This window comes from Pseudomonadota bacterium, from assembly GCA_018823135.1.
Taxonomy (GTDB): Bacteria; Desulfobacterota; Desulfobulbia; order Desulfobulbales; family CALZHT01; genus JAHJJF01.
The window spans coordinates 1-19,618 of the sequence record JAHJJF010000024.1; the positions used below are offsets into that span (position 1 = coordinate 1).

The following is a 19,618-nucleotide window of genomic DNA, read 5'->3' on the forward strand; positions in this document are numbered from 1 at the left end:
CATTGATATCATGATCGGCAATGTCGTGGGAAGCAATATTGCCAATGTCGGTCTTGTTCTCGCCTGCTCGGCAATCCTCGCGCCCCTTGCGGTGCATATTAAGGTGCTGAAAACCGAGCTGTACCTTCTGCTGTCAATAAGTCTGATAGTGGCGGTGATCTGCTGGTTCGGAACTTTTTATCGAATTCTCGGCATCATGTTTATTGCCGGGTTGATTCTGTATACCTACCTTGCTTACCATGATGTCCGGAATCACCGGGTGAAAGAAGAAGAGCTCCAGGGGAAGAAATTTTCCTATTGGATACTCCTTTGCCTGATTGTCGGTGGCCTGGTCCTGCTGGCCCTGGGCGCTGATTTTTTCATTGACGGCGCCGTTGACATGGCACGGTATTTCGGGGTTTCAGAGCTTGTTATCGGTCTTACCCTTGCCGCAGTGGGCACCTCGCTTCCGGAACTTGCTTCCTGCATTTCCGCTGCGCGCCGCAAAGAGTCGGATATGATTGTCGGCAATGTGATCGGCAGCAACCTTTTTAACCTGATGATGGTTTTCGGCACCACGGCGGCGGTCATGCCGTTTCACCTTGAAAGGCAGCTTCTTTGCCGGGATCTGCCGGTGATGATCGCTTTTTCCGCGGTTCTCGTACCCTGTCTTGTTCTGTGGCAGGGAGTCAGGCGCTGGCACGGGGTTCTTCTGCTCTGCTGCTATCTCGGCTACCTCTATACCCTTCTGTAGCGAGACATCCCCTTGGCTGGTTAAACAAAAGACAGGTGGTTTTTTTGACGGGAAAGGGGGGGAGGGGTTGTCAGGGATGAAAATGGCCATCCGCACTCCTTCGGGGTAAGGTGGAGTGCGGATGGAATCGGCAAAAAGTCCTCAACTGGATTAACACGGGGATATTAATCATTCCGGGACCGTATGTCTAAATTTATACTCCAATGCATACGGGCTTGACAATGTGGCAAATTGTCGCGGTTTTTTAGTTCATAAACATCCGAACATTCAATGCTTGACACTCAATGACTTGACATCCAAGGTTTGCAGAATCAATCTTATGTTATGGAGAAAAATGTTTTTTAACGTATAGTTTGGTATTTTTTTTAACTGGGGTATGGATATTGCTGAAAAGGCTTGCGGAACCTTTTTAAGTGATTTTCATGCTTGACATATGACATATTCAACAACTAAACCACGTTATATCTAATGATTACGAAAGGTTAAGCTGGAACAATTTACTGTTTCCTCAATTTCCTCTAATAGCAAGTATTCTCAGCCAGAGTATTATGTCAAAAAATAGGATTACCCTAGGAAATTATCGGCAAAATAATTGTAAAGGTACTGCCTTTGCCAGGTTCACTTTTCACTGCGATATCTCCTCCATGCGCCTGAATAATATGCTTGGCGATGGCAAGGCCCAAGCCGGTGCCGCCAAGTTTTCTGCTGCGTGCCTTGTCGCTGCGATAAAAACGTTCGAACAACCTGGGCAGATGTTCGCGGGCGATACCACAGCCGTGATCGATGATGTTAATATGGATTTCCTTTGCCAGATGAGAGGCGTTAATCTGCACGTCGCTTTCTTCTGAACTATACTTGATGGCATTGACCAAGAGGTTTGTTATGGCCTGTTCCAGTAGGCGCTGGTTCATGGGCACCATGATGCGTGGTCCGCAATCCAGTTTAAGGGCAATTTTTTTCCCCCGGGCCTTCATGGCACAGGCTTCAAGGCAATTTTCCAACACGGGACAAAGGCTGTGTTCCTGCAGCTCGATTTCATTCTGTTTTTCATCCTGTTCTATTCTGGAAAGACTCAAGAGATCATCAACAATGGCATTAAGGCGGTTTGCCTGTTTCTGAATGATCTCTAAAAATTTTCCGGCATCTTCTCCATTCTCAAGAGCACCATCAAGAAGTGTTTCGACAAAGCCCTTGATGGCGGTAATTGGGGTCTTTAACTCGTGGGAAACATTGGCCACAAACTCACTTCTCATATTTTCAAGCTTTTTTGTCCGGGTGATATCGTATAAGACCGCTAAGGCGCCCACTCGTTTACCTGAACCATCGTATAGGACTGTGCCGCCGGCGTGCAAATAACGCTCGCCTTCTATTTGGTCAAAAACAAGATCCCTCTCCAAATAGTGGTCTCCGGCCAGAGTCTCGCGCACAAACCGGGAGAAATCAGCGTCCCGGAATGTTTCAGTAACCGACCTGCCGATCATTTTTTTTGCTGGTATATTAAAGAGGGTAGAAACAGTGTCGTTGGCGCGCAGAATTCGCTCCCCTGGATCCACGACAATGACGCCTTCAACCATACTTTTAAAGACGGCCTCAAGCTCGTTTTTCTGGTTGGTAACCGTGTCGATGCGTTCGTGGAGTTCCGTGGCCATTTTGTTGATCGCTTCAGCCAGGCCGGCCACCTCCAGTGAAATGGCGTCCTTTTCCGAAAAGACAATCTTTCTGCTCAGGTCCAGCCTGCCGAAACGTTCAGCGGCACGTCCCATCTCCTCCAGAGGAGAGCTTATCCTTCGAGAGAGAAAAAATGTTGTCATGGAGGAAAAGAGCAGGAGGACAACGGCACCGAGAAAAAATTCCCAATAGATTTTATGCAAAACAGTAGTAATGGACACCAGAGGAATTGATAATCGTACCACCCCGTATAGGTTTTCCGGCAGAGCAGAGGGGCCGGTATGAATAATAACGGGAAGCGCCGAGTACAGCATATTTTTACCCAAAGTGCGACTAAACCGCAGGGATCTACCCCTTTCTCCTTTAAGGGCCGCGGCGATTTCTTCTCGATCGGCATGATTATCCATCCGGACCGGATTTTCAACTGAGTCAGCGATTACTTCACCGTTGGGCAGAATCAGGGTTATGCGCGCCTGGACCTGGGCCGCGACTTCACGGCAGCGACTGACGAGGCGTTGATGATTTCCAGAAGCAAATTCATCATACAGCTGCTCAACAACAAGTTGGGTTCTTATTGTCAGATCTTCCCTTGTCTGATCGAGATATAACTCTTTCAGGACACTTGATGCATAAAAGGTCGCACCAATGACAGCCGCAATGGTGACAATGATCATGGGGGGGAAAATCTGCCAGAGAAGACGTTTCTTTTTCATCTTTCGTCCAGTTTGTAACCAACGCCTCGAACCGTTTTAATCAGGGATTGGTGACCGCCAAGTTTTTTCCGCAGGGAAACGATCTGAACGTCGACAGTCCGGTCTGTAACGGAAATATTGCCATCGTGAACAGCTGTTATGATCTGGTCCCGGGAGAAGACCCATCCTGGTTTTGCCGCCAACAGGGCTAATATCCTGAATTCCGTGGCGGTAAGTGCGACAGGTCTCCCTTCAATAAAAGCCTCATGCCGATCATTATCAATGAGAAAATCGCCAAATACAATTTTGTCCCTTACCTTTGCGGCATTTCCATTGACCCGGCGCAAAAGTGCCTTTACCCGAGCAATAAGAACCCGGGGACTGAATGGTTTGGTGAGATAATCGTCGGCGCCCAGTTCAAGCCCGGCAATGATGTCGCTCTCCTCGCTTCTGGCCGTCAGCATCAAGATGGGAATACAAGCGTACAACTCCTGTTCCTTAAGTTTTCGACAGGCCTGAAAGCCGTCCATCCCGGGCAGCATGACATCAAGGATAATAAGATTCGGCAGATCTTTTCCCTTGTCGGCAAACAATTCCTCGGCGCTTTGGAAACCCGTGGCGGCAAAGCCTTCTTTTTCCAAGTTGTAATAGATTAAGGCGAGGATATCTTCCTCGTCCTCAACAAGCCAGATCTTTTCTTTTGTCATGAGAGCCTCTTGCAAAATGATCATCGTAGCGAGATCGAGAGAAAAATATTCTGAGCAAGGATGATGCGTGAAATCGCCCGGAAGCGTAGCAGCGCTCCGTTGAGGACGATTTCACAATGAAGACGCAGCGCAGGAAACTTTTAGCCGATCGGAGCAGTTGTTCATTTTGCGAGAGGCTCATGAGTGCATCCTGTCCTGCTGACTGTGAATTCCACCTTGAATATAAAATAGAACTGCTGGCTTCCACCACAAGAAAATGTTCAAGAGGGCATTCTTAATCATTTTTTAACAAATTGCTCATAGTCATTTAACAAAGTCGATCTACCTTTTCTGTACACAGACAGAGAGGTCAATCAAAAATCATGGAGATGGCAAGAGAATCTAATATGAAGAGGAACAACACTAGAACAGGCGCCTCTGAGTCTCGAAGACACCTCAGGAGAGTTTCCATGCAACAAGAGAATGCTCAAATGGCGCTGATACGTGCCGCCAAGTATATCTGCACCAAACAGTGTGGAAATTGCCCGATGGTGGTAGAAGATTTTCCGTGTCCCAGGGAATGCGGACTCGAAACACTGCCATGGAAATGCTGGTTGGAATTTTTCAAGGGCCCAAAATCAGAGGCTGAAATAATTTCTTCCGTCAAAAGAGAGGGGTAAAATCGGAAATTCGCCGTTTTTGTCATTGCGAGCGCCGCGCGGAAATCTCTAACGTGCCGATAATATTGAAATTGCTTCGGCGGCAAGCCTCCGCGCAATGACCGGCTGGGATCATGCTACGATTTCATCAACTTTAATCAGATATTAACGATTTCCTCACATTCTCTTAATAAAGAGTCATTACCTTTCAAAATCAGGAAAGGACTATTCGCTCATAACTCATGAAATCGGCAAGGAGTGAAAGAGGACATCCATGCTTGAAACAGCAAGAAAAATTTAACCAAATTTTAACAAAACCCAAATAATTCATATGGTAGATTGCAACAATTCAATAAGGAGAAACGCCATGAAAATGAACAAACTAAAGTTATTTAAACATGCAAAGAGACTTACTTTTGGTGCTTTGGCAGTCTGTCTGATTGCATCCGGCACCGTGACGGCAAAAGAAACCAATGTTGACCCTGAACTGCCTGTCTATCAACAGGTCTCCGGTGTCAGCGGCAACCTGGACAGCATCGGTTCGGACACCTTGAACAATCTCATGACCTACTGGGCGGAAGCATTTCGACAGAAAAATCCCAGCGTCCGGGTTCAGATTGAAGGAAAAGGCTCGAGCACCGCGCCTCCCGCCCTGATTGCCGGCACCGCCCAGCTTGGTCCAATGTCACGCAAGATGAAGAGCTCCGAAATTGACCAATTCGAGAAGAAATATGGCTTCAAGCCGACGGCAATCGGGGTTGCCCTCGATTCTCTGGCGGTTTACGTGCATAAAGACAACCCCATCGATTCCATGAGCCTTCCCCTGGTTGATGCTGTCTTTTCAAAGACCAGGAAAAGCGGGTATCCGAAAGACATTACCACCTGGTCTGATCTCGGGGTCGTCGGCGGGCTCGGACAGCAGCCGATCAGTATCTATGGGAGAAATTCAGCCTCCGGCACCTATGGATATTTCAAGGAGCATGCACTTTACAAGGGCGATTACAGGGATACAGTGAAGGAGCAACCGGGCTCGGCATCAGTTGTGATGGGGGTTACCGAAGATCTGGCCGGGATTGGTTACTCCGGGATCGGCTACCGGACCTCCGGAGTCAAAGCAATCGCCTTATCCAAAAAAGATGGGGAACAGGCATTTGAGCCAACCATGCAGAACGTCCTTTCCGGCAGCTACCCGCTTTCCAGGATGCTTTACATCTATGTTGTCAAAGAGCCGAACAAACCGCTGCCAAAACTGCAGCAGGAATTCCTGAAGTTCGTTCTCTCTAAAGAAGGTCAGGAAATTGTTGAAAAAGACGGGTATCTGCCTTTGCCTGCTAAAGTTGGAGCAAAAGAGCTTACAAAAATACAATAGTCGCCGGGACAGTTTTAATGAAACTCTAACTTAACTCGATAATTTGAACCAGATGCATTGCCCAGCGCTGCATCTGGTTCAAATTGTTTTTAAAAAAGCAGGTTTTGGATGAACGAGAAATTTCGCAAACGGGCGCGCCGACGAGACAACCTTGCCAAGAAAATCATCAAAATTGGCGGCATTCTGGTCATTGTCAGCGTGCTGGCCATTCTTGTCCTTATTGTCCGGGTCACCCTGCCGCTTTTCGCTCCTTCCCGATTGCGCTCCACAGAACTTGCCCTACAGCTTCCGGAGAAGAGTCTCCCGATCCTGACCATCGGACTTGACAGCTATCAGCAGATGTTTCACACCCTGAGCAACGATGGGGCCCTGCGGTTCTATTCTGCGATTACCGGTGATCTGCTCAGTGAGCAAAGGCTGGGCTCTCAACCGGACATAATGATTTTCCAGGTCGAACAGTATTTCGGCACCATCAATAATATTCTCTGGCAGGACGGCAGGTTGTCCATGGTCGAGATCGATTATGTGCCGGAATATGAGGAGCAAAATAAGCGAAAAATTGTTCCGCATGTCAGCACCATCAAGGACTGGCCGGCTCCACAACACCCTGAGTCATTACTCATGAGCCTTGCCCGACGTTCGACAAATAATCGTTTCAGCAGAATTGATCTTTTTACTGACAACACCCTGCAGATCACCCACGAAGTCACAACCATTGACCTTTTTGGCAATGAAGAGACCGAAACCTTTTCACTGGCAATACGTGACCCCATGCCGGGGAAACTTGTCACTATGACGCTGGATGACGATGCTGCTGCTCTCTATGCGGCAACGGATAACGGCTATATAGTGCGTTGGGATCTTACTGATCCTGAAGCATATAAGAAAACCGATACTTTTGCCGCAACGACTGACAATATCGCTATTTCTTTACTCGGCATGGTTTTTGGCGGACAGTCCCTGGTGGTCGCAGACAGTGAAGGTAAGGTGTCAACCTGGATGCCGGTGCGCTCAGACCCCCAAAGTAATACCAGGAAAATGCACAGAATTCATGATCTTGCCGCTCACAAGGGTCCGGTGAAAAAGATTCTGGCTTCCAGGCGCAGCAAGACTATTTATACGTTATCGGAAGACGGAGCCATCCATGCAGACCATGTCACCAGCGAAAACAACCTGTTCGGACTCTCGGTGCAAGCAAGGATTTTTGGCCTCTCCCTCAAAGACAACAACCTGATCACCCTGGACGATGACAACACGCTGCACATGTGGAGGATCGACAACCCGCATCCGGAAACCAGCTTGAAGACGCTCTTCGGAAAAATCTGGTACGAAGGATATGACCAGCCGGAATATGTCTGGCAGTCATCCGCCCAGAGCGATGATGCCGAACCGAAGCTCAGCCTTGTCCCCCTCATCTTCGGCACCATGAAAGGCACGCTGTATGCCATGCTCTTTTCCGTCCCGCTGGCCATTTTCGGCGCGGTCTACACCAGCCAGTTTGCCACGCCGCAGTTTAAACGCATTGTCAAGCCGGTTATCGAAATAATGGCCTCAATCCCTTCAGTGGTCATTGGTTTTCTTATCGCCCTCTGGCTTGCTCCGATTATTGAAAATTCAATCTTCCCATTGATTTCCAGTCTGTTTCTACTGCCCTTCATCTTTACTGTGATCATGCTGATTATTCAGCCGCTCTATCGGGACCGTAAATTTGCCAACCGGATTAAGGGGTATGAATTTGTAATTATGCTGCCTGTCCTGGTCTTGACTGGTTGGCTCGCCGTTGAAATCGCCCCGGTGCTTGAACAAATTTTCTTTGCCGGTGAGTTCAAGCTCTGGCTTTACAATGATCTGGGCATGCGTTACGACCAGCGCAATTGTATTATTATCGCCTTTGGGCTCGGCATCTGCGTCATCCCTATTATTTTTTCGATTACCGAAGATGCAATCTCCAATATTCCGCCAAGCCTGACCGCAGCCTCACTTGCCCTGGGAGCCAGTCGCTGGCAAACGGTATGGCGGGTGGTGCTGCCTTCCGCCAGTCCGGGTATTTTTGCGGCGATGATCATCGGCTTCGGGCGTGCGGTGGGCGAGACCATGGTGGTGCTCATGGCAACCGGCAATACTCCGATTATGGATTGGTCGGTCTTCAATGGCATGCGAACCCTGTCGGCCAATATCGCGGTGGAAATTCCTGAGGCTCCCTTTGGCGGGACACTGTACCGGGTGCTTTTCCTGTGTGCTACTGTACTGTTTTCCCTCACCTTTGTCCTTAATACTGCCGCCGAAATTATCCGGGAACGACTGAGAAAGAAATATGGCCGTTATTAACGCGAGCGAAAAGGTTTAAAATAGAAATGAAAAACTTCTTCAGGAGAGGTGAACCCTTTATCTGGGCCTCCGGTTTATCCCTGGCGGCGATAATCAGCATGACGATTCTGCTGATTGGGGTTGTCATTTATAACGGCATGACGGTTTTCTGGCCGCACCGGCTGGTCGAATATACCCTTGCAGATGGTCAAAAGTATCTTGGTGAGATTTCCCGGACTGAGAAAAGCGATGGGAAAATCACGCAAATTCAACTCAAAATCGGCAACCGGGATCTGTACAGTCTTGATTTTAAATGGTTTGCCAAAGACAATCTGACCAAGCAGACCTACCCCGAAGCTGCGTTTGCCTTGGAACGCCAGGAATATGGCAATTTCTATGGATATCTCAAAGCCATCCGCGCCCCATCTTACACAAAGGACATTCCTGAGGCTGATTTCTCTTTACACATTTTGCAGGAATCCCTCGGCGGGATTGCGCATTTTCAGGAAGAAAAGGAAACCCTTGAGAAGAGGGTGAAGAAGATAAATTCCGTCATTGAGGGCCTGCACAACAAGCTTGCCAAACTACGAGGCAAAAACTATCCGGACAGCGATCAGCGTATTCAAAGTCTGCTGCAGAAGGAACAGGCATTCCAGTCTGAATTCAGCGAAATTATTTCCAAAAACAATTCTATCAGAGAGCAGCTATCGCAAAATTATGCAACATTCACAAGCGCTGACGGCCAAGAGGTAAAAATCATTTTGTCAGACATAGTCCGCGCCTATCAACCAAACGCAATGACACTGTTTGCCAAAATTATCCATTATTCCGCCAAAATCTTTGAACTCTTCACAACGGATCCGCGTGAATCCAATACAGAAGGCGGCCTGTTTCCCGCCATATTCGGCACGATCATGCTGGTCTTTCTCATGAGCCTGCTCTCTTTCCCCTTGGGAGTCGTGGCGGGTATCTATTTGCGGGAATATGCCCGCGAGGGAATCCTGGTCAAGACGGTGCGTATTGCAGTTAATAACCTGGCAGGCATACCGTCCATCGTCTACGGCATTTTTGGCCTGGGTTTTTTCGTTTACGGTATCGGCGGCACAATTGACCAGTTATTTTTTCCGGAGCGTTTGCCCACCCCTACCTTTGGGACCGGCGGCATCCTGTGGGCCAGTCTCACCCTTGGTCTGCTTACCGTTCCTGTGGTTATCGTCGCCACGGAGGAAGCACTTGGCGCTATCACACCCGGCATACGGGAAGGATCTCTTGCCCTTGGATCGACAAAGTTTCAGACTCTTTTACGCTTGCTTCTCCCCATGGCCTCTCCCGGCATTATGACCGGATTTATCCTGGCTATGGCCAGGGCGGCCGGCGAGGTAGCTCCTCTGATGATAACAGGGGTTGTCAAGCTGGCCCCTGCTTTGCCGCTGGACGGCCAATTTCCCTATATCCATTTTGACCGGAAATTTATGCATCTTGGTTTCCATATTTATGATATCGGTTTCCAATCGCCTAATGTCGAAGCAGCAAAACCGATGGTATATGTGACCACCCTGCTCCTGATCATGATCGTGCTTGGCATGTGCAGCGTGGCTATTTATTTACGGAATAAAATGCGCAAGCGCTATGCCATCTCAGATATCTAATGCAATTAAAAAGAGAAATATATATGCCGCAAGATAACCCTGCTATCAAACAGGTCACCGATGCCATTGTTGAGGTGAAAAACCTGAATCTTTACTATGGTGAGAAACAGGCCCTCGACAATATCACCATGGGCTTTGCCCGCAAGAAAGTCACCGCCCTTATTGGTCCTTCCGGCTGCGGAAAATCAACACTCATTCGTTGTTTCAACCGGATGAATGATCTCATCGATGCTATTCGCCTTGAAGGTGAGATCAAGATTGACGGCCAGGATATTCACGACCGCAAGCTTGACGTTATCGACTTGCGTCGGCGTGTGGGCATGGTTTTTCAAAAATGGAATCCGTTTCCGAAGTCTATATATGAAAATGTTATTTACGGCCTGCGGATCGCCGGTATAAATAATAAAAAAGTCCTCAATGAAACCGTTGAAAGAAGTCTTAAGCGAGCGGCCATCTGGGATGAGGTCAAAGATCGTCTGCATGAATCAGCCATGGGGATGTCCGGCGGCCAGATGCAGCGTCTCTGTATAGCGAGGGCCATCGCCGTTGAGCCGGAAATCATCTTGATGGACGAGCCCTGCTCGGCGCTCGATCCCCGTTCGACGGCCAAAATCGAAGATTTGATCCGTGAACTTCAAGGGGACTATACAATCATTATCGTCACGCATAACATGCAGCAGGCGGCCCGGGTGTCTGATCTGACCGCTTACCTGTATCTCGGTGAACTCATTGAGTATGGCTTAACAAAAAAGATTTTTACCGACCCGATTCGTAAAGAAACTGAAGGGTATATTACCGGCCGTTTCGGCTGAGATGTACAGGATAACAATTTGAAAACCTCATTTGAGGGAAGAAGAAGGCCGCGCTATGATTAAAAATCTGGATATGGAACTTAAAAAACTGAAAAATAAGATTCTCCAACTTGGCTCAGAAGTTGAGAAAAATCTTTTCAGAGCGGAAAAGGCACTGCTGCATTGGGATGAGACGATGGCCAGGGAGATTATTGAAAGCGATGAGAATATCGATGATCTGGAAATATCGGTTGAGGAACGATGTCTGCGAATCCTGGCTCAGCTACAACCTGTGGCCGGTGACCTGCGCTTTGTTGTCACTGTTCTGAAAATCAACAATGATCTCGAAAGAATCGGTGATCTCGTTGTCAAGATAGCTGACCGGGTGCTTATCATGTTGAATAAGAACTTCCATGGGTTGCAGGCAGACGATGCGGTGCAATTCCCGGAGCAGTTTGCCCATATGTTTACTGAAACCAAAAAAATGGTCAAAATGTGCCTCGATGCCTTTGTGGATGGGAACGCTGATCTCGCATACAAGGTCTGCATCTGGGACGATGAAGTTGATAAAGCCAAAAATATGATCAGGATTCAGATTGAGGAAATACTGGCAAAGGATGCGAAACAGCAGCAGCATCTGGGTATGCTGCTCAGTGTTTCCAGAAGCCTTGAGCGCATCGCCGATCATGCGACCCACATTGCCGAAGATGTCATTTATATGCTCCGGGGACAGATAGTCCGTCATGAGATGGACAATTTAGAATAGCCGACGACCCCAGGGTAATTATCAGGAAGACAACATTTATTACGTATAGCTGCTATCTCCTTAAAGCCCCGGCGCTGACCAGGGTGTTTTTTGTTTCTAGAATCAATGGAATATTGCGGCAGGTTTGCTCTTGTCATTTATTGAAGTCTGCTCCCCTTTACTCCCCGTCATATTGAGGATGCGGTTGGTTTCCCTGTCTGCCGTAAGCAGTCTTGCTGCGGCACCGTCTATGTGTTAAGTTAGCTTCAATGGTTTTTGGGAAAATCCCGTTTCAGGATAGTTATCCGCCATCTTGTTTCCTCGTTGCAACGCACACCAGATACCTTTCTTTACTATTGGGTTTGAAGAAATGTTCACAAAGAAAATAATTGCCTTCATGCTGCTTATTCTTGGCGGATGCCTGCATGGTCAGAGAGTCGCGGCCTTCGAGGTCATGCTGCCGGAGGTTTATGAGGATGATGTCGACATTGCCGGCTGGCTGGTCAGTGAAAAGTTCGATGGGGTTCGGGGCTATTGGAACGGCAGAACCCTGCTTTCAAAAAACGGCCGGCCCTTTTATCCGCCGGTCGAGTTTTTTCGTAATTTCCCGGAGTTTGCACTGGAAGGGGAAATATGGGGCGGCCGCGGTACTTTTGAACGCACCGTTGGAGCGGTCAAACACCAGAAGGCGCATAATGGCTGGCTGGATTTGAAGTTTGCGATCTTTGATGTGCCGGACGCTGGAGGCGGATTCGTGCAAAGGCTGGACAAAGCCAAAGAATGGTTTTCAAAAAATCCATCCGACTTTGCCTTTGTCATCCCGCAAAAGACGGTGCAGAATAAAGAGGAGTTGCAAGAGGAACTGCTCAGAGTGGAGCACCTCGGTGGCGAAGGGTTGATCGTCAGAAGACCTGATGCCTTATATTCGAAAGGAAGAACCGGCAATATCCTCAAGGTTAAGAGCTATCAGGACATGGAGGCTAGGGTTGTCGGCCATGTTCCTGGTACTGGGAAAAATCAGGGGAAACTGGGCTCCCTGCTGGTGGAATTGTCGAACGGCACACGCTTTAAAATCGGTACCGGTTTCACTGACGCGGAAAGGACCACACCGCCGCCGGTTGGTGTCCTGATTACTTTCAAATACTACGGACTCTATCAATCCGGGATTCCCAAATTCCCGTCTTTTCTGAGGATCAGAGCGGATAACGGGTTATAGGGGACGTTCAATGGTTTAAACGCTGGAAGGCCTGCATCCCGTCAGTGTTTGCCCAACGCAACGGTAATCGCGCCCTTTTTCATTCCATACGGTCGAGTAGTTTGCCCAGGAGACGGAGGTGAGTATGCTCTTCGGCAGCAATATCGAGGAGTACCTTTTTTTCTGCATCTCCGGTGGTCCGCTCCCCGGCGCGCATATAGAGATCAAGGGCCTGCCCTTCAATGGACATGGCAAGTTCCACAACATCCGTTGCTGAATTTATATCAGCGCCAAACGCTCTGATATATTCATCGGTGGTGAGTCCTCCTTCTAGGATGTTTGCCACCTTTTGCGTACGGAACTCATCAATACTGAAGTTTTTTCCGGTGAGGCGGTTGTATTCCTTAAGAAGCCGTTGCTGATGTTTTATTTCTATGGATGCGAGTTGTGCAAACAGTTTTTGTACCTCCTGCTGGATCATTTTGCTTTCCATGGATAGATAGAAATCCCGCAGGCCGTCTTCCAATGAAAAGGCAACCACCAGGAGATCAACTGCGTTTTCAGCCCCTGAAAACAATTCCAGTCCTAGGGTTTCCGGGCCGCGTGCGGTAATGCCCTGAAATGCCTTGATGCCGCCGGAAAGATTAAAGACATGGGCAAAACCGTTTGCCGAAAGTATTTGAGAAGCCGCCCGGCTTCTGCCGCCCACCGCTCAGTAGACGATAATATTTTTGTTTTTGTCCAGCTCTGCCATCCTGCCCGGAAGATCGGGAAGCGGGATGAGCTTTGCGCCGGGAATGTGGCTTTTTTCATATTCCCGGGGCTGTCGCACATCCAGCAGGAAATATTCATCGGCATGGTCGGCAAGGAGGGCCTTTGCTTCCAGACTATCAATGGATTGAACCGGGGTAAAGAATTGTAGCCAGCGCATGTTTTTTTCTCCATGGATCGGAATTGGTTGTAAGATGAGTCGCTGCCCATATTGACTAATTTTATACGATGGGTTGTCAACTTATTTGTGCGGGATTATTTGCCGCAAGGTCTCGCGATGTGATAATGGTAAAGGTATTAGAGGAATTTGTCCGGAATTTGCTGTTACAATGCAGCTGAAGGAGGTTGAACCGTGAAATTCATCGCAGAACTGCCATGGCCGCTGATAATAATATTATGCGTAACCTTGGGGCTTGCGCCTTTTTCGCCGCCGCATATCTGGGAAAAACTTCAGATGCTGTTCAAGGGGGAGTTGGTCCGGCCTTTAGACTGGTTTGACTTTATCATGCACGGAACACCCTGGCTGCTGCTGGTGTTGAAAATTATCGTAACAGCCCAGCATCATTGATTAAGTTATCAACATGCGGTCATTGGTCAAGGGCTCGTGGAAAAAACAGCCACTGAAAAAAAAGCCCCGGAGTGCGTCCGGGGCTTTCATCAAATAACGGGCTGAGGCTTTATTTCTTGTGTTTGTCTTTTTTCTTATCCTTTTTTGCTTCGTCGTGCTTGAGATCTTTATACATTTCGTAGGCTTTCTGGGGTTTGAGGTTTTCGTGAACCACCTTGCCCACCGCCTGAATCATCGCGATCGGCGAGTCCGATTGAAAGATGTTGCGTCCCATGTCCACCCCGGAGGCGCCCTGCTGCACGGCATTGTAGGCCATGGTCAGGGCATCCAGTTCCGGCATTTTTGTGCCGCCGGCCATGACAATCGGCACCGGGCAGCTTGCGGTGACGGTCTCGAACCCGTCCGGCACATAATATGTTTTGACGTAATGGGCGCCGAGTTCGGCGCACATCCGGCAGGCAAGCCTGAAATAGCGGGCGTCGCGGGCCATGTCCTTGCCTACCGCGGTCACCGCCAGAGTCGGGATGCCGTAGCGGGTGCCCATATCCACCAGGCGGGTCATGTTGTGCACTGACTGGGTTTCAAATTCGCCGCCGATAAAGACCTGCACCGCCAGGGCCGAGGCATTCAGTCGTATGGCATCTTCCATGTCCATGGCCAGTTGTTCGTTGGAAAGCTCTTTTAAGATGCTCGGACCACCGCTGGCACGGAGCACTGTGGGTTTGGAATAGGAAGGAGGCACCAGAGAACGAAGAATCCCCCTGGTCAGCATCAGGGTGTCGGCATAAGGGGCGATGGGCAGGATGTTTAAGTCGATCCGTTCAAGGCCGGTGGTGGGGCCCTGAAAATAACCGTGATCGATTGCCAGCATGACGGTGCGGCCTGAGGTGGGATTAAAAATCCGGCTTAACCTGTTTTTCATCCCCCAATCCAGGGAGTTTGAGCCTTTGAGAAAAAAGCCGGCATCTTGCTGGGGTTTGTCGAGATGGAATTGTTTTCCTTCCTTGTCCGCTTCAGGCATGATGTTTCCTCCTTAATATTCAAATGAAAAAAGTAGAAATAATTATTTTGTTTTTGATAAGTTCCATATCTGAAGTAACGGTTTAGGTTGAGAGGCTGAAGCTGTTTAGGCTGTTAGATTTTAAAAGAGCTTCCGGTTTTGAGCAGTGCTTCTATACCTTAAAGCCTTCAGCCTGCAGTCTAAACAACCTGAACAATCATTCCTGCGGATGGATAATGACCTTGATCGACTCGCCGCCTTCGGCCACCAGGCGGAAGCCTTCCTGGGCATCAGCGAGACCGAAGGTATGAGTGATCATTTCTTTTACCTGCACCCGGTTTCTGTGGATAAGTTCAAGGGCCGCAAGACAATCGGCAGGGCCTCCTGCATAGGTTGTGGTGAGTGTCACATCCCGGCGCCAGAAGAGATCATTGACTGACAAGGGAATGGTGACGCCGTCCATGGTAGGGGCAAAGAAAAGGATTGTGCCGCCCCGTTCCACCGCATCCAGTGCCTGCATGAAGGCAGGCTTGGCGCTGGCGCAGACAATGACGATATCGGCGCCGAGTCCGTTGTTCGCCTCCCTGAATCGCTGGGCAATATTTTCAGTTGCCGGAAGCGCGAGATCCGCTCCGAATTTTTTTGCCGCCCCCAGCCTGAAAGCATTTATGTCCGTGGCGACGATCAGCCCGGCGCCGGTTGCCCGGGCCAGATTGACATGAAGAAGCCCGGAGATGCCGCTCCCCAGCACCAACACACTTTTTCCCGGGTTCATTCCAGCGGTATTCTGGCCGCGCAAAACACAGGCCAGGGGTTCGACAAAGGTCGCGGCATCGTAATCAAGAGTGTCCGGGAGTTTCCAGGTGCCGCGCTCAACGTTTATTGCCGGCAGCCGGACATATTCGCAAAAGCCGCCTGGCGCGAAATGGGTGCCTGAAAGCAGTGTGTCGCAGACGGTTTCATGGCCGTTCAGACAATAATGGCAGGTAGAGCAAGGGACATGATGGGTGGCGGTGACCCGGTCGCCTACCGCAAAGCCATTGACTCCCTCTCCCACCTTGACCACTTCACCGGCGATTTCATGGCCGAGGATCAGCGGCGCCTTGTGCAGGCGATACCATTCCATGACATCGCTGCCGCAGATGCCGCTTGCGTGAATCCTTACCAGCAATTCTCCGGCACCGGTGTAAGGGGTTGGAATTTGCTCAAGACGGATGTCCCGGTTATTGTAATACATTGCGACGCGCATGGTTTTGTCCCTTGTTGTATTTTCGCATGAAAACTCTAGCCGAAGAGCAGGCCGTTTACAAGTAGCTTGTATCTTTGATGGAATTGTTGTAATCAGAAAAATTAAAATGTACTTGAATTTTCGGTCCCTCGAGACAGAGGATTCATCATCGAGAAGACTGCGAAAGCAGATGTAATTACCCGTTATCAAAAGATGTTTTTTGTCTCATGCCATCGTCCCGGATGGAAAAACAGATGATTCCCGGGCAGCATGACAGAGGCAAGAAGTAAATAACAAGAGAGGAATTATCCATGGCAGAAATTCGAAGTACTCTGGATATGGTAATGGAACGAGCCGCCAGGATGACTGCGGAATCAGGAGAGGCACTTGATCCTGAAGAACAACAGAAACAAGGGATGCGGAAGGCAGCAGGCTTCATGCGCGGCGATGATGACGATCTGCTGCAGTCGTTCACCGGTGTAAAGCCGGACGAACAGGTGGCGATCCGCCAGGGAATGGCGAAAACCCTTCTTCGAAATATTGTGCTCCCCCGTGACGAGGAATCAGGAGAAGTCAACCGGGCGATTCAGGGGTTGCTTCAACTGGGACAGGGCGGTAGCGACCTGATGAGTGTTTTCAGCGATATGAAGAGCATTCTGGACCGGTACGGTGAGCATAAAAAACAATTGCGTGAACAGCTTGAAAATGCATTTGCGCAACAGATGCAGCAAATGGAACAGTCTGTTGCGAAAAAGACCGGAGTCAAAGTCAATATTGACCCATCCCGGCATCCTAAATTCCAGGAAGAATGGCTTAAATATAAATCCGAGCTTGATGATCAGTATGGGCGGGCCCTTGATCAGCACAAGGAGCTTGTGAGTCAGCGGCTGAGTTATTAAAGAGATACCTGTGAAGATGGAATTGAGCGTTGACACCGAAGAAGCCTCACCTGAAAATATTTCTCGGCTCATGGGCGTTATTACGGAGTGGCAGGGAAAGTTTACCGGGGAAGTGGCCCGGATGGAACCGGACATGAGGATTGCTATGGATAAAGGCCTGGAGGTTGATATCGGCAATCATGATTGCCTTTCTGCAACCCATGAACTTGCAACAAAACTCGCCAATTTGGGTACCAGGCTTTTTGCGCGCTTTACTTGTGCAGAGGGAGACAAGTCCGATTCATATTAACTTTTGACCGGCCAGGCTATAGCCGCATCTTGTTTCCAAAAAACAACGGCCTCCGATTTCAAGCAATCAATGAAAATTGACGGCATCGTAGATAAGCGAGCTCTGCGAGACTCCGAAACTACGATACTGACGCGTATACCGCTTCTAACGTATTGAAATTGTCGAGGAGATAATTGTCGTCCTCGCAAAAAAAGCTCCAGAGACGTTATGAGCTTGTAAGACTTCGATTTTCCATATATGAAAGACTTCTTTTTGGGGCTGCTGTAAGGTTAGTACTGTTCAGTATCCGATTTTCTTGTGTTTACACGTTTCTATGAAACCATCAAAAATTAAGCAATGAATACAACCCAATTGCCGCATACGCTTACAGGTATCCGCCGGAGCATGAAGAGTCGCAAGATTGATGCGCTGCTGCTTACCCAGCCTGAAAATCGTCGCTATCTGAGTGGTTACACGGCAACGGATGTCTCCATATCCGAAACATCGGGGGTTCTGCTCATACCTGTGGACGGCACGCCTTTTCTGTTTACTGATTCACGTTATGGCTTGCAGGCGGAAATGGAAGCAAAAGGCTATAAAGTGGAATTGTACCGCCGGGGACTGATTGCTCTCCTGAGAAGAAAGCTCTCTTCTCTGGGGATCAAACGCCTTGCTTTTGAAAGCCATTATTTTTTGCATTCTGCGGTTCAAACGCTTAAGGCCATGACCGATAAAACTGGTGTGGATCTTGTTCCCCTTACCGGACTCGTGGAAAAACACCGGCTGGTGAAATCTGCGGAAGAAATAGAGAAAATAAAAAAATCGGTGCGCCTCAACGAAGAAGTGTTTCACGAAGTGTATATGGGTCTCAAGCCGGGTCAGACGGAGCGGCAGGTGGCGATGAAAATTGAGATAACCATGAAGGAAAAGGGCGCTGAAGGGCCGAGCTTTGAAACTATTGTCGCCGGAGGCCCGAACGGTGCGCTCCCCCATGCTGTGCCCTCGGACCGGCCCTTGAAAAAAGGCGAGCCGATAATTATTGATATGGGGCTTAAGCTCAACGGCTATTGTTCCGACATGACTCGGACAATAGTGTTGGGAGAACCGGATGATTGGACAAAAACCCTTTTTCGTATTGTCCGAAAAGCGCAGCAAACAGGGATTAAAATGATTAAACAAGGCGTGTCGGCCTTTGATGTCGATCAGGCTGCCAGGCAGGTAATTAACCAGGCCGGCCTTGGAGATCGTTTCGGGCATGGCCTGGGGCATGGCGTCGGTCTGGCGGTTCATGAGGCGCCATCCTTGAGCTGGCGGAACCGGAAAAGGCTCAAGAAAGGAATGGTGGTTACTGTTGAACCGGGGGTTTATATACCCGACTGGGGCGGAATCAGGCTTGAGAATATGGTGTTGGTAAAAGAAAAAGACTGCGAGGTCTTAAACCGGGATACGACATTTCTTGATATCTGATTGTTCATTTCTTGTTGAATCCAGGAGTCAGACTTCAGGAGCCAGACTAACTGGTTTTTTTGCCTTTTTTCTGAATTCTGACTCTGGCTTCTGACTTCAGAAATATTGGATTATCTCACAATTACATCAGGATAAGGCAAGTCTTAAAGTAGAGTTGCTAATTATACATCAGGGAAGAATATGAGATCAAACAACCGTTCCAATGATCGGCTGCGGCCTATCATTATCGAAAACAACATTCAGCCCCAGGCCGATGCGTCATTGATGATAAAAATGGGCAACACTCATGTGCTCTGCGCTGTGACCGTGGAGGACAAGGCCCCGCCTTTTTTGCAGGATACCGGGAAGGGCTGGATTACCGCAGAGTATGCAATGCTGCCCTGCGCCACAAACAGCCGGATCAGGCGCGAATCGGTTCAAGGCCGCTCAGGAAGAACATACGAGATCCAGCGGCTGATCGGCAGATCTCTGAGAATGATGGTTGATCTTTCATCATTCGGCGAGCGGACGATTCGCGTCGATTGTGATGTGATCAACGCTGACGGCGGTACACGGACGGCCTCGATTACCGGTGCCTCCCTTGCGGTTCGAAACGCCCTGAGAAACGCGGCGCAAAAGGGAATCATCGAGATGCCGACGATTCTGCCGGTGGCGGCGATCAGTGTCGGCATCGTTGGCGGCGAAGTATTGCTTGACCTTGATTATCAGGAGGATTCAAGCGCTGAGGTTGATGCGAATTATGTGATGACCGGCGACGGCAGGCTCGTTGAAGTTCAGGGAACCGCTGAAGGACAGCCTTTTACCATTGATCAATTTGGGCAGTTAACGGCAATGGCGCAAAATGGAATCGATCAGCTCCTGACTCTCTGGCAGGGGGAGAAATGACCTCGCCTTTTACGCTTCACAAGAAGTCGTCAAAATCA

The 19,618-nt window shown here is 49.1% G+C and carries 19 protein-coding genes; 13 read left to right on the forward strand and 6 right to left on the reverse strand.

Annotated features, from left to right (window positions below):
• On the forward strand, positions 1-733 hold a 733-nt coding region (locus tag KKE17_01885), incomplete at its 5' end, for a sodium:calcium antiporter (protein MBU1708731.1).
• Between the two features lie 569 nt (positions 734-1,302).
• Here the strand turns inward: KKE17_01885 and KKE17_01890 are convergent.
• Both KKE17_01890 and KKE17_01895 read right to left on the reverse strand, forming a co-directional pair.
• Positions 1,303-3,114, reverse strand: coding sequence for a cell wall metabolism sensor histidine kinase WalK (locus tag KKE17_01890; protein ID MBU1708732.1), 1,812 nt, complete (start codon positions 3,112-3,114; stop codon positions 1,303-1,305).
• Complete coding sequence (locus KKE17_01895) at positions 3,111-3,800, reverse strand: response regulator transcription factor (GenBank protein MBU1708733.1); 690 nt, start codon at positions 3,798-3,800, stop codon at positions 3,111-3,113. The genes KKE17_01890 and KKE17_01895 overlap by 4 nt, the downstream gene beginning before the upstream one ends.
• Before the next feature lie 449 nt (positions 3,801-4,249).
• Between KKE17_01895 and KKE17_01900 the strand changes: the two genes are divergently transcribed.
• The 7 genes from KKE17_01900 (at position 4,250) to KKE17_01930 (ending at position 12,515) form a co-directional block, all read left to right on the forward strand.
• Positions 4,250-4,459 (forward strand): hypothetical protein, encoded by a 210-nt coding sequence (locus KKE17_01900; protein ID MBU1708734.1) that lies wholly within the window; start codon positions 4,250-4,252, stop codon positions 4,457-4,459.
• Between the two features lie 346 nt (positions 4,460-4,805).
• Positions 4,806-5,807, forward strand: a complete 1,002-nt coding sequence (locus KKE17_01905) for a phosphate ABC transporter substrate-binding protein (protein ID MBU1708735.1) — start codon at positions 4,806-4,808, stop codon at positions 5,805-5,807.
• Between the two features lie 108 nt (positions 5,808-5,915).
• On the forward strand, positions 5,916-8,135 hold the full coding sequence (locus KKE17_01910; protein MBU1708736.1) for an ABC transporter permease subunit: 2,220 nt from the start codon (positions 5,916-5,918) through the stop codon (positions 8,133-8,135).
• A 26-nt stretch (positions 8,136-8,161) separates the two neighbouring features.
• Positions 8,162-9,763 (forward strand): phosphate ABC transporter permease PstA, encoded by a 1,602-nt coding sequence (pstA, locus tag KKE17_01915; GenBank protein ID MBU1708737.1) that lies wholly within the window; start codon positions 8,162-8,164, stop codon positions 9,761-9,763.
• Positions 9,763-10,575: a phosphate ABC transporter ATP-binding protein gene (locus KKE17_01920; protein MBU1708738.1), complete on the forward strand. Its 813-nt coding sequence runs from the start codon at positions 9,763-9,765 to the stop codon at positions 10,573-10,575. Before pstA ends, KKE17_01920 begins: the two co-directional genes overlap by 1 nt.
• Positions 10,576-10,630: 55 nt before the next feature.
• Complete coding sequence (gene phoU / locus KKE17_01925) at positions 10,631-11,320, forward strand: phosphate signaling complex protein PhoU (GenBank protein ID MBU1708739.1); 690 nt, start codon at positions 10,631-10,633, stop codon at positions 11,318-11,320.
• A gap of 376 nt (positions 11,321-11,696) precedes the next feature.
• On the forward strand, positions 11,697-12,515 hold the full coding sequence (locus KKE17_01930; GenBank protein ID MBU1708740.1) for a DNA ligase: 819 nt from the start codon (positions 11,697-11,699) through the stop codon (positions 12,513-12,515).
• A gap of 79 nt (positions 12,516-12,594) precedes the next feature.
• On the opposite strand, the gene KKE17_01935 is transcribed toward KKE17_01930, so the two are convergent.
• On the reverse strand, positions 12,595-13,203 hold the full coding sequence (locus KKE17_01935; GenBank protein ID MBU1708741.1) for a sulfurtransferase: 609 nt from the start codon (positions 13,201-13,203) through the stop codon (positions 12,595-12,597).
• 3 nt (positions 13,204-13,206) lie between these two features.
• On the reverse strand, positions 13,207-13,425 hold the full coding sequence (locus KKE17_01940; GenBank protein ID MBU1708742.1) for a rhodanese-like domain-containing protein: 219 nt from the start codon (positions 13,423-13,425) through the stop codon (positions 13,207-13,209).
• A gap of 192 nt (positions 13,426-13,617) precedes the next feature.
• Here KKE17_01940 and KKE17_01945 point away from each other — a divergent pair, with 192 nt between their 5' ends.
• Complete coding sequence (locus KKE17_01945; GenBank protein ID MBU1708743.1) at positions 13,618-13,833, forward strand: RND transporter; 216 nt, start codon at positions 13,618-13,620, stop codon at positions 13,831-13,833.
• 109 nt (positions 13,834-13,942) lie between these two features.
• Here the strand turns inward: KKE17_01945 and lsrF are convergent, their stop codons facing one another.
• Entirely contained in the window at positions 13,943-14,854 is a 912-nt protein-coding gene (gene lsrF / locus KKE17_01950; GenBank protein ID MBU1708744.1) for a 3-hydroxy-5-phosphonooxypentane-2,4-dione thiolase, read from the reverse strand.
• Positions 14,855-15,050: 196 nt separating this feature from the next.
• Positions 15,051-16,082, reverse strand: a complete 1,032-nt coding sequence (locus KKE17_01955) for a zinc-dependent dehydrogenase (protein MBU1708745.1) — start codon at positions 16,080-16,082, stop codon at positions 15,051-15,053.
• A gap of 290 nt (positions 16,083-16,372) precedes the next feature.
• On the opposite strand from KKE17_01955, the gene KKE17_01960 reads away from it, so the two are divergent.
• The 4 genes from KKE17_01960 (at position 16,373) to rph (ending at position 19,580) form a co-directional block, all read left to right on the forward strand.
• A complete protein-coding gene (locus KKE17_01960) occupies positions 16,373-16,960 on the forward strand; it encodes a hypothetical protein (GenBank protein MBU1708746.1) in 588 nt (195 codons plus the stop codon).
• A gap of 10 nt (positions 16,961-16,970) precedes the next feature.
• Positions 16,971-17,249 (forward strand): hypothetical protein, encoded by a 279-nt coding sequence (locus tag KKE17_01965; GenBank protein MBU1708747.1) that lies wholly within the window; start codon positions 16,971-16,973, stop codon positions 17,247-17,249.
• A gap of 336 nt (positions 17,250-17,585) precedes the next feature.
• Entirely contained in the window at positions 17,586-18,695 is a 1,110-nt protein-coding gene (locus KKE17_01970) for a Xaa-Pro peptidase family protein (GenBank protein MBU1708748.1), read from the forward strand.
• Between the two features lie 180 nt (positions 18,696-18,875).
• A complete protein-coding gene (gene rph, locus KKE17_01975; GenBank protein MBU1708749.1) occupies positions 18,876-19,580 on the forward strand; it encodes a ribonuclease PH in 705 nt (234 codons plus the stop codon).
• Positions 19,581-19,618 lie beyond the last annotated feature (38 nt).

Bases quoted from the DNA above. Each gene is read 5' to 3' on its own strand.
- KKE17_01890 (MBU1708732.1), bottom strand. From the start codon at position 3,114: ATGAAAAAGAAACGTCTTCTCTGGCAGATTTTCCCCCCCATGATCATT.
- KKE17_01895 (MBU1708733.1), bottom strand. From the start codon at position 3,800: ATGACAAAAGAAAAGATCTGGCTTGTTGAGGACGAGGAAGATATCCTC.
- KKE17_01900 (MBU1708734.1), top strand. From the start codon at position 4,250: ATGCAACAAGAGAATGCTCAAATGGCGCTGATACGTGCCGCCAAGTAT.
- KKE17_01905 (MBU1708735.1), top strand. From the start codon at position 4,806: ATGAAAATGAACAAACTAAAGTTATTTAAACATGCAAAGAGACTTACT.
- KKE17_01910 (MBU1708736.1), top strand. From the start codon at position 5,916: ATGAACGAGAAATTTCGCAAACGGGCGCGCCGACGAGACAACCTTGCC.
- pstA (MBU1708737.1), top strand. From the start codon at position 8,162: ATGAAAAACTTCTTCAGGAGAGGTGAACCCTTTATCTGGGCCTCCGGT.
- KKE17_01920 (MBU1708738.1), top strand. From the start codon at position 9,763: ATGCAATTAAAAAGAGAAATATATATGCCGCAAGATAACCCTGCTATC.
- phoU (MBU1708739.1), top strand. From the start codon at position 10,631: ATGATTAAAAATCTGGATATGGAACTTAAAAAACTGAAAAATAAGATT.
- KKE17_01930 (MBU1708740.1), top strand. From the start codon at position 11,697: ATGCTGCTTATTCTTGGCGGATGCCTGCATGGTCAGAGAGTCGCGGCC.
- KKE17_01940 (MBU1708742.1), bottom strand. From the start codon at position 13,425: ATGCGCTGGCTACAATTCTTTACCCCGGTTCAATCCATTGATAGTCTG.
- lsrF (MBU1708744.1), bottom strand. From the start codon at position 14,854: ATGCCTGAAGCGGACAAGGAAGGAAAACAATTCCATCTCGACAAACCC.
- KKE17_01955 (MBU1708745.1), bottom strand. From the start codon at position 16,082: ATGCGCGTCGCAATGTATTACAATAACCGGGACATCCGTCTTGAGCAA.
- KKE17_01960 (MBU1708746.1), top strand. From the start codon at position 16,373: ATGGCAGAAATTCGAAGTACTCTGGATATGGTAATGGAACGAGCCGCC.
- KKE17_01970 (MBU1708748.1), top strand. From the start codon at position 17,586: ATGAATACAACCCAATTGCCGCATACGCTTACAGGTATCCGCCGGAGC.
- rph (MBU1708749.1), top strand. From the start codon at position 18,876: ATGAGATCAAACAACCGTTCCAATGATCGGCTGCGGCCTATCATTATC.